This window comes from Hyphomicrobium sp. 01T421 (assembly GCF_056398805.1).
In genome coordinates this window covers 345,742-358,325 of record NZ_JBFTQC010000001.1, presented here as the reverse complement: position 1 = coordinate 358,325, position 12,584 = coordinate 345,742, and the positions used below count along the sequence as shown (strand labels likewise).

Sequence of the window (12,584 nt, the reverse complement as noted above, 5' to 3'; positions counted from 1 at the left end):
GGGACGCAGCATGACCACTCTATCGATTGTCGGAATATCAGGAAGTCTATCAAATCCCTCGCGCACGACCGTGCTCGTCGACGCCATCTTGAAAGCCATCGCCGACCGCAGCGGGCATAAGACGAAACTTCTAAGGCTGTCGGACTCCGCGCCCGCTCTGTTTGCCGCTACTTCGCCGGCAGACATCGGCAAGGACGCGCGGCACTTCTTGGATCTGATCGAGGGCGCCGACCTGCTCGTGGTTGGCACTCCGGTCTATCGGGCCTCTTATACAGGGGCCTTGAAGCACGTTTTCGATCTGGTCGATCACCGGCGTTTCGGCAGCAAGCCGGTTGCGCTCGCCGCGACTGGCGGCAGTCCGCTGCATGGCCTCGTGATCGAGCATCAACTTCGCCCGCTGTTCGGCTTCTTGAATGCCCTCACTCTGCCGACTTCAGTCTACGCGGTCGAAGGCGACTTTTCGAACTACGCCATTAGCAGCGCCGCCATTCACGAGCGCATCGAACGCGTCGTCACCGAGGCATTGACCCAGCTGACGCGCTCCCGCCCCGAACCCCTCGACGCACAATCAGCAGCCGCAGTCGCCTAAGCGTCAGCCCAATAAATTTCAGGAGATCCTCGATGACAAATTCGGCGACCACCGCACCTTCGGCCGACCCGGTAAAATTCGCCTACTGGGTTCCCAACGTGTCGGGCGGGCTTGTGATCAGCAAGGTCGAGCAAAGGACGAGTTGGGATTTCGACTACAATCGCAAGCTCGCGCAAATCGCAGAGCAAAGCGGCTTCGAATATGCCTTGAGCCAGATCCGATTCACCGCCGGGTATGGTGCGGAGTTTCAGCACGAACCCGTAACGTTCAGCCAGGCGCTGTTGTCCGAAACGAAGAAGCTGAAGGTGATCGCCGCACTTCTTCCCGGCCCATGGAATCCGGCGGTCGCTGCCAAGCAGATCGCGACGATCAACAATCTCTACGGCGGCCGCATTGCGGTCAACGTCGTCAGCGGATGGTTTCGCGGAGAGTTTGCGGCCATCGGCGAGCCTTGGCTCGATCACGACGAGCGATACAGGCGATCGGAAGAATTCATCCGGGCGCTGCGCGGAATTTGGTCGGAAGAGAACTTCACGTTTCGCGGCGACTTCTATCGCTTCAACAACTTCAATCTGAAGCCGAAGCCGATCGATCCGCAGCCGGAGATATTCCAAGGCGGATCATCGCGGGCCGCGCGCGACATGGCCTCGCGCGTGTCGGACTGGTACTTCACCAACGGCAACACGCCGGAAGAGATACGGAAGCAGGTCGACGATATCCGCGCGAAGGCAGCGGCTAACGGCCACTCGGTGAAGGTTGGCGTCAATGCATTTGCCATTGCGCGCGAAACGGAGAGCGAAGCCCGCAGCGTATTAGCTGAAATCATCGCACAGGCCGACCCAGACGCAGTCAAAGCTTTCGGCCATGAAGTGAAGAACGCAGGCAGCTCATCGCCCGAAGGGGAAGGCAACTGGGCCAAATCCACGTTCGAGGATTTGGTCCAGTACAACGACGGTTTCCGCTCCAATCTCATAGGAACACCGCAGCAAATCGCCGAGCGCATCATCGCGCTGAAGGAAGCCGGCGCCGATCTCATCCTTCTCGGATTTCTGCACTTCCAAGAAGAGCTCGAATACTTCGGCCGGCACGTCATACCGCTCGTACGGGAGTTAGAGGCCGCTCGCCCGTTGGCCGATGCAGCCGAATAAGCAGCGCGGCCACACGAACATCCACGCGCTTTTCCGGCGCCGTCGACTCAACTCTTTCAGGATCCGCACCATGACAATTACGCTCGAAACTCCCAAGCCAGTCAAAGCCAAGCACGAAGCCGTTCCCGGACTTCCGCATCCGCAAAAAGATGCACACGTCATCAAGTCCGATCGCGAAGCCATCGAGATCGCGACAGAGCTTGCCAAGGCATTCGCCGTAGGCGCGTCGGAACGTGACCGTATGCGCCGCTGGCCCGTGCAGGAGCTCGATGCCTTCTCGCAGAGCGGCCTCTGGTCCATCAACGTGCCGAAAAAATTCGGAGGCCCCGAGGTTTCGTACGTCACACTTGGAAAAGTCATCGAGATCATTTCGGCGGCTGATCCCTCGATCGGACAGATTCCCCAAAACCATCTCGGGGTACTTGCGGCGATCCGCACTGTTTCCGACGAAGCCCAGCAGCGCCTGCTATTCGGCTTGGCGCTCCGCGGCTTCCGCTTCGGCAACGCATTCTCGGAGTTTGGTTCCAAACGGGCCGTCGACTTCGAGACGAAATTCACGGACGCCGGCGACCACGTCATCGTCCAAGGACGGAAATTCTATTCGTCCGGCGCCCTGCTGGCCCATCTCGTTCCGATCGTCGCTTTGGACGATCAGGGCCGCGCCTGGTACGCCATCGCGGAGCGTGACGCGCCGGGATTGACCGTTATCGACGACTGGTCGGCTTTCGGCCAGCGCACGACGCTGAGCGGCACGGTCACCCTCGATAATGTTCGCGTCCCGAAGACGCATCTCGTCCCCGGTTATAAGGGCTATGAGCGACCGACAGCGGACGGCGCAATATTCCAGATCATCCAGGTCGCGGTCGACAACGGCATCGCAAAGGCGGCAATCGACGACACCATCGAGTTTGTCCGGACCAAAGCGCGCGCGTGGGTCGACAGCGGTGTCGAGCATGCTTGGCAGGACCCCTATACGATCCAGGCGGTCGGAGATCTTAAGCTTCGCTTGCATGCCGCCCAGGCGCTCCTCGAGAAAGCCGGTCAAGCTGTCGACGAGGCGGTGGTCGATGCCACAGCTGAAACCGTCGCTCGCGCCCAGATCGCAGTTGCAGAAGCAAAGGTGCTCAGCACCGAGATTGCGATTGCCGCAACGAACAAGCTGTTCGAACTGGCGGGCACGCGCTCAACGCTCGCGGAGCACAATCTCGATCGCCACTGGCGCAACGCGAGGACGCATACCCTGCACGATCCGGTTCGCTGGAAGTACGCGATCCTCGGAAACTACTTCCTCAATGGCGTGAACCCACCACTTCACGCCTGGAGCTGAGGCAGAACTCTCTCACCATTCGCCAACATCATCGAATTCTCAACCTGCCTTCTTGAAAGCGGAATAAGCAAATGTCTGTCACCACCGTCGACGTTGCCGACGCTACCGGAGAGGAAACACCTGCCTCGTCCATGCGTCGCGTCATCACCTGGAAAAACGTGTTCTGGATTTCTGCGGGCGCTGCGCCGTGGGTTCTGTTCTCAATCGGCGCGATGGCCGATACGCTTGGAACGGCGTCGGTCGCGGTCTGGACCATTTCGGCGATCATCGGGTTCGTTCAATGCATCATCTTCGCCGAACTTGCTGGCGTTTTCCCAAATAAGACCGGAGGCGGGTCGGTTTACGGTTCGGTGGCGTGGATCAAATATGGCAAGGTCTTCGCCCCGATCAACATGGGTGGCTATTGGTTCGGAGACTCGACGTCGCTCTCGGTGTTGGCTTCACTCGCCGGCAGCTACATCGTATCGGGATTTTTCAAGGACACGGCTTTCGCGTCGTTCTCGATCACACTTCTTGACCTTTCGTCAGTCTTGCCGGGAATCGTCTTTCAGCTCAACGCAACGATCATCACCGGCATAGCCATCCTGCTTTTGGTCTTTGCGGTTCAGCACACGGGCATACTACGTGCCGCGCGTACGCAATTCGTCATCGCACTTCTTGCGCTTCTTCCGCTCGCCTTCATCGCCATCGCCCCGCTTTTCAACGGAACCATCAACTATGCCAGTTTCCAGCCGTTCCAATTGAAAGACGGCATCGACTGGTTCGGCGCTGCAGGCATCACCGCGCTGGCGGGCGGCTTCCTGGTGGCGGGCTGGAGCACGTACGGCGCCGAGGTCGCTATTGCGTACGTGAGTGAACTCAAGGACCCGGGCAGGGACAATATCCGATCAATTTTGTCGACGGGCTTTGTCTCTCTTATTTTGTACGTTCTTCTGCCCTTCACGTTCCTCGGTGTGCTCGGCCTCACGGTACTCACTCAGCCGGATTTCGTTGCAGGATATACGCAGCAAGCGGTTGCTGAACTCGCGACGAGGTCTTTTGGCGGCCACTCGGCCTACATCGTAACAATCGTTCTGACGCTTGCGCTCATTCTCTCAGTCGGCACGCTGATGGCATCGAGTTCACGCGCGCTCTACCAAGCCTCCCTTGACGGCGTTTTTCCGAAATTCCTCTCAAAGCTCAACAAGCACCGTGCACCTGTTGCTGGAATGTGGGCCGATGTCGCCGTGAATACGCTTCTGATGTTGCTCGGATCGCCGTTGTTCGTGCTCGCTGCCGGCGCGGTTTGCTACCTCACAAGCCTTTCGATGGATCTGATCGCCGTCAAACTGCTGCGGAAACAATATCCCGAGCGCGGCCGTCATTTCCGTGCGCCGGATTTCCTCGTGAACTACGTCGGGCCGGTGCTTGTCGTCTTCAACATCGTGGTAGTTTTGATCGGAGCAAATACGTTCGTGCCTTACGCGCTGTTCTACGGAGCGGGCGCCCTCGGCCTCATCGTGCTTGTCTTCATCTATCGCCACTACATCGTCGACAAGGGCGAGTGGCCTGAACAAGCGAAGAAAGATCTCCGCATCGCTTAACAGCGCGCTAGCGCCACCTCGTCAAAAAAACTAATCAGGACACGACAAACATGTCTCTCAATACAGCACGCTTGGTCGTCACCGCCGATAATGAAGGTGGGTGGGACTACGGTACCAATCGCGGACCTTATTCCGCGTTCCACATCGCGAACGGGGCTAAGTACTGCGTCTATAACAACCGGCTGATGCCGGTTAGCCAGAAGATCTCGCGCGAGGAGGGCTACTGGGTCCTCAAGCAAAAGGCTGGACTGTTCGACACCGGCGAACGCCCGATCCAAATCTCGGGGCCGGGCGCCGAGAAGCTTTGCAATAAAGTCTTCACGCGCAACATCTCGAACCTGAAACCGGGGCGCGCCGGCTACGCGCTCCTCGCCTATCCCAACGGAACCATTCTCTGCGACGGCGTTCTTCTTCGGCTCGCGCCGGATACCTTCTGGTACGTTCAGGCCGATGGCCCCGTTTACTCGTGGCTCATCGCGCATGCTCAGGGACTCGACGTCGAAATCTCCGATCCCAATTCCTGGGTTTCTCAGGTTCAGGGGCCGGCGTCATTGGATGTCTTGAACAACTTGATCGAGGGCGGTCTGCCCGCCGACTTCAAGTATTTCTCTGTTCGCCGTGCGCGCGTGAAGGGGCAGGATATCATCATCTCCCGCACGGGCTGGACGAACGAGGCGGGCTTTGAATTCTACACGCTGCCCAGCGAACCCAACTACGACGGGCCGGCGCTTTGGAACGCGGTGCTCGAAGCCGGCAAACCGTTCGGTCTCGAAGTTTGCGGTCTCGACTCGATGGAAGTCCGCCGCATCGAAGGGGGCATTCTCAACAACGGGTCGGATATGGATGATACGATGACGCCGTTCGAAGCGGGCCTCGGGGCATTCGTCGATCTTTCGAAGGACGACTTCATCGGCAAAGCGGCGCTCGCTGCCGCAAAGAAGGAATCGCGCCTGATCGGGCTCATTAGCGACGGCGGCGAACCGGTGCGCGAAGGACCGGTAACGATCGACGGCAAGAAGATCGGCTTCGTCACCGCCGCCGCGTTCTCTCCGTTTTTGAATGCCGGCATCGCAATCGTGCGGCTCGATCAACCGCTTGCCGACGGAACGAAAGTCGAGGTCTTGAGTCGCGACGACAAAACGCATTCAGCCGTCCTCGCGCAGCTCCCCCTCTATGATAAGGAGAAGAAAATCCCTCGCGGACTTGTCGTCGACATCCCCGAACGGACGAGCGGCGCTCACAAAACGCCAGCCAAGTCGCGCAAGCCAGAAGCGGTTCATTCATAACGACCGCCGCTAAGCCAACAGTGACACTCAAGCATATTAGGAGATCGACTTGACAAGCCGTGCACCGGAGAAAATCGACGTCCTTTGGTTTTTGCCGACGCACGGCGACAGCCGGTATCTCGGTACGACCGTCGGCGGCCGCGCGGTGGACTTGCCATACTTGCAGCAAGTCGCACACGCGGCCGACACCCTCGGCTTCTACGGCGTGCTTCTGCCAACCGGCAGAAGCTGCGAAGACAGCTGGATCGTGGCGGCCGCATTGGCGCCGCTCACCCAGAATTTGCGCTTCCTCGTTGCGGTCAGACCAGGATTGCAGCCGCCCGCGTTTGCCGCGCGTATGACGGCGACGCTCGACCGCATCTCGAATGGTCGACTGATGATCAACGTCGTCACAGGCGGCGACCCGTTAGAAAACAAAGGCGACGGATTGTTTGCCAGCCACGAAGAACGCTACGAGATCACGCGAGAATTCCTCGACGTCTACAAGCGGATTCTTTCGGGCGAGACGGTGGACTATCACGGCAAGCACATTCACGCCGAGGATGCGCGCCTTCTGTTCCCGCCGGTTCAAAGCCCCTACCCGCCGCTTTACTTCGGTGGCTCGTCGGAAGCGGCCAACAACGTGGCTGCGACCAGCATCGACAAATATCTGACCTGGGGCGAGCCGCCAGCCAGCGTCGCAGAGAAAATCGAAACCGTTCGAAAACTCGCGAAGGCGCAAGGCCGCGAGGTTACGTTTGGTATCCGCCTGCACGTCATCGTTCGTGAGACCAACAAGGAAGCTTGGGAGGCAGCGGAGTCTCTCATTCAATATCTCGATGACGATACGATTGAAGCGGCGCAGAAAGTGTTTGCGCGCATGGACTCGGTCGGCCAACAGCGGATGCGGCAGTTGCACGGCGGGAGCCGCGGAAAGCTCGAGGTCAGTCCAAATCTATGGGCGGGCGTCGGGCTTGTCCGTGGCGGCGCCGGCACGGCCCTCGTCGGCGATCCCGATACGGTCGCTGAACGAATTGATGAATATCGGCGCCTCGGCGTCGATAGCTTCATCCTCTCCGGTTATCCGCATCTCGAAGAAGCTTATCGTGTTGCAGAGCTCTTGTTACCGAAGCTGCCGCTTCGCCATCAAACAAAACGTGCCGGCCTCTCTTTGAACACGGGACCGTTCGGCGAAACGATAGCCGGTGATCATCGACCAGCCGTACGCGTGGGCCAATCATGAACGCGGAAGTGCGGCGGCCGACCGTCGCCATTGTCGGCGGTGGCTTTAGCGGCGCGGCCGTTGCGTATCATCTGGCGGGGCTTGGCGGACCGATCAAGATCATCATCTTCGAGCCACGCGCTCTTCTCGGCGCGGGTCTCGCGTACGGTGGGAGTGACCCCAACCACCGCATCAACGTGCCGGCCGCCAAAATGAGCCTCATTCCTGGAGATGAGGGACACTTTTTACGCTGGATCAACGAGACGGGGGCGATTTTAGATGATCCGGACGCTATCGCCGGCGACGGATCGGCGTTTCCCCGGCGATCGGTTTTCGGACGCTACGTGAACGAACAACTTCGTCCATTCCTCGAGGCGGGAGCAGCTGAGCACGTCCGCGAAGCCGTCACTCAGATCAAGAAGCAGGGACGCCGCTGGACGGTGCAAAGCGCCAATACCTCGGTGCATGCGGACTTTGTGGTCATCGCCACCACGCATCCCGAACCGCGCCTTCCCTCGCCTCTCTTGAGCACACTTGAAAACGACCCGAGATTGATCGCCGATGCTACGGCCCCTCAGGCGCTCGCAGGCGTCAAGACGAACGAACGTCTGCTGATCGTCGGCACAGGGCTAACAATGGCCGATATCGTGGCCACCCTCGACGCTCAAGGACACTACGGAAAAATAACAGCGATCTCCCGCCGCGGCCTTCGCTCGAAGACGYACGCCAAGACCGCACGGGATCCTTTTGGCGATTTTTCCAATCCCTTACCGCAAAGTGCCTCCGAGCTATTGCGGCGAGTACGGGAGACCGTCAGCCGTGCCGCCGCTCAAGACATACCGTGGCAGGCTGTCATCGATTCGCTACGCGTTCAGGCCCCTCGTTTTTGGCCCGCGTTGCCGGTTTCCGAACGACGCCGGATCGTTCGCCATCTCCGGGTCTTTTGGGATGTTCACCGTTTCCGCATCGCGCCCCAACCGGAAGCCATCATTCAGAAGCGCGTCGATGCGGGTGTTCTGCAATTTGTTGCTGCCTCGATAGAGAATCTAGAAGCCTCGGCCAGCGAACTGGACGTCGTGCTCCGCATTTCGAAATCACAGCGGAGGCTCGCTCGCACCGTCGATCGTATTATCCTTGCGACCGGCCCCAACCATGGGACGATCCTTTCAACTCAACAATTTTTGAAGGGTTTGTCGGACGATGGCTTCTTATGCGCGGATCCTCTTGGACTCGGAATCGCGTGCGACGCTCAGGGGCGCAGCTTAAATATCCAAGGCCGTGCGGATGAGACGCTTTGGATAGCCGGTCCTCTTGCTCGCGCAGCGGTCGGCGAACTGATGGGAATGCCGCAAATCGCAGAGTTTGCTGCGCGCGTTGCCAATAATGTGTTCGAAGCCGTGCGCGAATACGCATGAGCATTCCAGATGACGCCGCTCATGTGATTTTCGTTCAAACTACGTCTTGACGCGCTTCGCCCCATGAACCGAAAGAAAATACTTGACGAGCCGACAATCCACCTCGACCTACAGTGTATCGAAGCGGTAGAAGCTGGTTTGCGTGCATATGACGGCGCCTGCTCGTCGTCAGCCATGACGAGCGGTTCCCGGAATCGATCGGCATTTCGCGTAGGGTGGAACTTGAGTGACCGCGAAGGCCATCGGTTCGCAATGGGCTCCCCCAAAAAAATGGCTGGGGTTGAAAGCCCAGCCAAAGTTCGTGCACGCGAGGGAAGAAAAACTGATATTGCGTACACGCCTTAAGGGAACAAGAGTCGTGAACCTCGCAGACCAAGAAAACATCGCACCGATCGAGTGACAATGCTTGCCCGGCCTCCAGGGAAGCGCGATCAAACTGAGGAGAACGATTTCGCATCCCGTTTGAAGATAATGCCAGCCGGCTTGCTTATGCGCTCCATAAGACGTGTTTATCCTGCGCCCCGGACTGCATTTAAAGGGTACCGTCTAGGAATGCTTGATACGGCGTCGCAGTAGACAAACGAACAAGTTTGACTCGAGCGGCGCCTCTCCACCGAGTACCGACCGAATAGATCACTCGGGCCAGATGTTAAGTCTCACGACCGAAGCGCTTTTCATTTTCGATATTTAGTTCGCGTCTCAGAACGTCCACGAGTTCCCGATAGCTAGGAACGATCGCGTAGTCGGCGCAGCGCGACATGTCTTCCTCGAAGTCGTCCCATTGCATGGCGTGGAGCTGTTCCCGCTTAAAGCAGTCAAACACCCCCTTTCGACTCATTTGAAATACGGGATTGCAAGCTCCCGCTGCCATTGATGCTTCGACCGCGCCGACATCGCTCAGGATAAAATCGAGGAACGTCTCGCCGACGTCGGTTGATGAGCGCGCGTTGAGAGCATTTATCTCGACGAATGCAATCCCCCCTCGTCCACTTGCAGGGCCCCTGCTCGGTGTGATTGCTTTTATCTCGTGATGGCCGGCGAGCCGCGCCGGGGACGCGGTGTAAACTCCTCCACTTAGGTAAAAGTCGATATCTCCGTCGATCAACAAGCGGTTGAGGAAATTGTGGTCCGCGGAAACGACACGCGCGGAATTCCAAATGGTTCGACATGCTTCGGCGAACGTCACCATCGTGGCATCCGACATGGGCTCGAACGGATTAAGCCCCGACGCCAATGCGAAATGCATGACGTTGAAATCTTCGTAGGAAAGAACCCCGAAACGACGATAGAAGTGCCGGTCTAGGGCAAATCCGAAGCCGGCTTCCCTCGCGTCGGAAACGGAAATACGGTTCTGATTGATCACGAAGTTGAAGGGGCCGCCTCTCTGCGGGATACCGATCAGTTCGCCCCCGAACGTCCGCGCGGGTGTCTCGAAGCGAGAAAGAGCTCCGTCAGAACCTTGAACCGCGTCGACGTATTTTTGGGGAAGCACCGGCACGGCCCCGGCCGGATGAAGGACATCGCGAACGAATGGCGAGTTGATATTGATGATGTCCCACGCGCGGGGATGCGCCAGCGCCGTCCGGCACGCAACATCGTCCGACAGATGATAATCGTGCTCGATTTCTAAACCGGTATGCCTCCGGAACGATGAGGCGAACGCCCCATCGCCATACCCTTCCCATCCGAAATACCGCAGCGCTTGCGCCATGTCCTCAGTTCCAGATGTTTCCTCTGGCCAGCGGATTTTGATCTTCAGCTCGAAAAATACGAATGAGGCAAAGGCGGATTTTCGCGCTTTGCCTTTTCCACGATGTCCGCGAGGTCCTCGACCATCCACGCGAACAACTCATCCCCTTCCTCGCGTGTGGCAAGGCTCGGCCTCCCGGTCACTCCGTTGGTGCTCGTCCGGTTGACCGGATGAGAAAAGACGAGGTCCACCGTCCTATCAGCATCGTCCGCATCTTGGATTGCATGCGGCCTTACGGTATCCGGACCAACCGAGAGCATCAAAGCCGTCTCGGCGCGGTTTGCGTGCCAATCCTGGGCATCCGCGCAATGTGCTTTGCGTACTCTCTCGCTAATCTGCGCGGTATTCACCACCGCAACCATGAGATCATCGTGCTCGGCTCGCAGCATTTCGAGCGCGCATCGCAAGGGCGCAGCGTTCGTGACATGACCGTTGACGATGATGAGACGCCTTACACCACTATAGTACGCCCAATCTCCGATTTCTTTCACGAGCGTGATGAGCGTCACTGGCTGAAGCGCGATTGTACCAGGCCATCGACGGCTGTGACCCAGCGAACATCCGTAGGGAATCGTAGGCAGCATCAGGACATTTGTTTTCTCGGCGACTGCATGACAGAGCCGGTCAGAAATTACGGTGTCCATTCCTGTCGTCAGATGCGGCCCATGCTGTTCCGTTGCGCCTATCGGCAAGAGGGCTAACTGCTGAGATTCCGCCAGATCGTTCGGAAGCTCCGTCCAGGTGCGCATTGACCATTGCATGATAAATCTGGATCCTTGTAGCGTTGTTACCGCTTCTTTGCGTCCTTCGACGTCATCTCGATTATTGAAGAAGTGAGCGGAAAGCGCGCGCATCTTGCGACGCTTTCCACGAAGGTGTCTGCCCGAACAGGGAAAAGTACGTTTGCGGGACGGATCAGTAGAATTTCAGATACCGATCCAACTCCCACTTCGTGACTTGATTGCTATAGGCGTGCCACTCGTCGCGCTTGAATTCCAACCACGACTTGAACATGGCATCACCCATCACTTCCTTTGACAGCGGGTCCGCTTCGAATGCATCGACTGCCTCAGAAAGCGAGCCAGGCAGTTGCTTGATGCCCATGGCCACCAGTTCTTCAGGTGTCTTGAGATACATGTTATCCAGATGCGGCTCACCTGGGTCGAGTTGATCTCGCACGCCTTCGAGACCCGCCCGGATCGTCATTGCGGCACCCAGATAGGGATTGCACGCACTGTCGGCGACTCGCAGTTCGACGCGGCCTCCGCTCTTTGGAATGCGGACCGTGTTGGTCCGATTGTTATTCCCGTAGCAGAGGAATACAGGCGCCCACGTGAAGCCGGACATGCTTCCCTTCGTGACGAGACGTTTGTAGCTATTAACAGTTGGCGCCACCACGGCGCAGATCGCGGGAAGGTGCTTTAGGATGCCCGCTATGAAATGGTAGCCAAGCTTGCCCAGCTTGCACCCGCGTGGATCGTCTGCCGATGCAAAGAGGTTCTTGCCACTCTTCTTATCGGTTAGGGACATATTGAAGTGGGCGCCGCTGCCCGCGCGGTCCGCGTAAGGCTTGGGCATAAAGGTCGCGAACCCACCGTGTTTCCGGGCGATCTCGTGAGCCATCAACCGGAAGAAGACATATCGATCGGCCATCGAGAGCGCGTCTGCGTGGCGAAAATCAATTTCAAATTGGCCGATGCCGTCCTCATGATCCATGGAGTAGACATCCCACCCCAGATCATTCATCGCCCCGACCAACTCGAAGAGCCATCCACGATTGTCGAGAAATCTCGAGACGTCGTAGGCGGGCTTGGCGAGATGGTGCCTCGTCGAAATGGGACTAAAACCTTGCTGCTCGTCATCGCGAAGGACGAAAAACTCCGCTTCGATGCCGAGATTCACGCCGTAGCCCATCTCGTCGGCCATCGCCAAGGTTCTCTGCAGAATATTGCGGCTGCAGGGTTCGAATGGCTTTCCATCGCACCACAAATCGCTCGCGAACCACGCGACTTCCTTGTCCCACGGAAGAACGGTTGCTGAGCGAATATCGGGATGCGAGGAGACTTCTTCGTCGCTGACATCCTGCGGCACACCATCAAGAGCGGCGCCAGTACATAGCTCCGACCCATCGACCATATCTTCGATGTGCGGGAGCGGCACGACCTTCGTCTTCGAAACGCCGTGCATATCGACATAGGTGGGCATCATGTACTTCACGCCACCGCTTTCGAGCTTCTTTTTCAGCGTGGCCACTGAACTCGCCTTATCCGTTGTCATGGTTTCCT

Annotated in this window: 10 protein-coding genes; 7 read left to right on the top strand and 3 right to left on the bottom strand. The window is 58.1% G+C overall.

The genetic code is table 11. From position 1 onward, the window contains the following. Window positions 1–10: 10 nt before the first annotated feature. The 7 genes from msuE (at window position 11) to AC1DK3_RS01685 (ending at window position 8,549) form a co-directional block, all read left to right on the top strand. Window positions 11–589: an FMN reductase gene (msuE, locus tag AC1DK3_RS01715; RefSeq protein ID WP_477190572.1), complete on the top strand. Its 579-nt coding sequence runs from the start codon at window positions 11–13 to the stop codon at window positions 587–589. A 32-nt stretch (window positions 590–621) separates the two neighbouring features. Then, window positions 622–1,737: a dimethylsulfone monooxygenase SfnG gene (gene sfnG, locus AC1DK3_RS01710; RefSeq protein ID WP_477190571.1), complete on the top strand. Its 1,116-nt coding sequence runs from the start codon at window positions 622–624 to the stop codon at window positions 1,735–1,737. A 70-nt stretch (window positions 1,738–1,807) separates the two neighbouring features. Continuing rightward, entirely contained in the window at window positions 1,808–3,064 is a 1,257-nt protein-coding gene (locus tag AC1DK3_RS01705) for an SfnB family sulfur acquisition oxidoreductase (RefSeq protein WP_477190570.1), read from the top strand. A gap of 71 nt (window positions 3,065–3,135) precedes the next feature. Beyond that, window positions 3,136–4,647 carry an APC family permease gene (locus tag AC1DK3_RS01700; protein WP_477190569.1) on the top strand — a complete coding sequence of 504 codons (1,512 nt, stop codon included), beginning with the start codon at window positions 3,136–3,138 and terminating at the stop codon, window positions 4,645–4,647. Between the two features lie 50 nt (window positions 4,648–4,697). After that, the gene (locus AC1DK3_RS01695; protein ID WP_477190568.1) at window positions 4,698–5,933 is read left to right on the top strand and encodes an aminomethyl transferase family protein; all 1,236 of its coding nucleotides are present in this window, start codon (window positions 4,698–4,700) and stop codon (window positions 5,931–5,933) included. 49 nt (window positions 5,934–5,982) lie between these two features. Next, the gene (gene ssuD / locus AC1DK3_RS01690; protein WP_477190567.1) at window positions 5,983–7,155 is read left to right on the top strand and encodes an FMNH2-dependent alkanesulfonate monooxygenase; all 1,173 of its coding nucleotides are present in this window, start codon (window positions 5,983–5,985) and stop codon (window positions 7,153–7,155) included. After that, window positions 7,152–8,549 carry an FAD/NAD(P)-binding protein gene (locus tag AC1DK3_RS01685; RefSeq protein ID WP_477190566.1) on the top strand — a complete coding sequence of 466 codons (1,398 nt, stop codon included), beginning with the start codon at window positions 7,152–7,154 and terminating at the stop codon, window positions 8,547–8,549. The genes ssuD and AC1DK3_RS01685 overlap by 4 nt, the downstream gene beginning before the upstream one ends. A 649-nt stretch (window positions 8,550–9,198) precedes the next feature. Here the strand turns inward: AC1DK3_RS01685 and AC1DK3_RS01680 are convergent. The 3 genes from AC1DK3_RS01680 to glnT form a co-directional block, all read right to left on the bottom strand. Continuing rightward, window positions 9,199–10,260 carry a type 2 periplasmic-binding domain-containing protein gene (locus AC1DK3_RS01680; RefSeq protein ID WP_477190565.1) on the bottom strand — a complete coding sequence of 354 codons (1,062 nt, stop codon included), beginning with the start codon at window positions 10,258–10,260 and terminating at the stop codon, window positions 9,199–9,201. 44 nt (window positions 10,261–10,304) lie between these two features. Beyond that, complete coding sequence (locus AC1DK3_RS01675; protein WP_477190564.1) at window positions 10,305–11,060, bottom strand: creatininase family protein; 756 nt, start codon at window positions 11,058–11,060, stop codon at window positions 10,305–10,307. A gap of 154 nt (window positions 11,061–11,214) precedes the next feature. Continuing rightward, window positions 11,215–12,576, bottom strand: a complete 1,362-nt coding sequence (gene glnT / locus AC1DK3_RS01670; RefSeq protein WP_477190563.1) for a type III glutamate--ammonia ligase — start codon at window positions 12,574–12,576, stop codon at window positions 11,215–11,217. Window positions 12,577–12,584 lie beyond the last annotated feature (8 nt).

Excerpts from the sequence above, each read along its gene's own strand:
- msuE (WP_477190572.1), top strand. The coding sequence starts at position 11 with ATGACCACTCTATCGATTGTCGGAATATCAGGAAGTCTATCAAATCCC.
- sfnG (WP_477190571.1), top strand. The coding sequence starts at position 622 with ATGACAAATTCGGCGACCACCGCACCTTCGGCCGACCCGGTAAAATTC.
- AC1DK3_RS01705 (WP_477190570.1), top strand. The coding sequence starts at position 1,808 with ATGACAATTACGCTCGAAACTCCCAAGCCAGTCAAAGCCAAGCACGAA.
- AC1DK3_RS01700 (WP_477190569.1), top strand. The coding sequence starts at position 3,136 with ATGTCTGTCACCACCGTCGACGTTGCCGACGCTACCGGAGAGGAAACA.
- AC1DK3_RS01695 (WP_477190568.1), top strand. The coding sequence starts at position 4,698 with ATGTCTCTCAATACAGCACGCTTGGTCGTCACCGCCGATAATGAAGGT.
- AC1DK3_RS01680 (WP_477190565.1), bottom strand. The coding sequence starts at position 10,260 with ATGGCGCAAGCGCTGCGGTATTTCGGATGGGAAGGGTATGGCGATGGG.
- AC1DK3_RS01675 (WP_477190564.1), bottom strand. The coding sequence starts at position 11,060 with ATGCAATGGTCAATGCGCACCTGGACGGAGCTTCCGAACGATCTGGCG.
- glnT (WP_477190563.1), bottom strand. The coding sequence starts at position 12,576 with ATGACAACGGATAAGGCGAGTTCAGTGGCCACGCTGAAAAAGAAGCTC.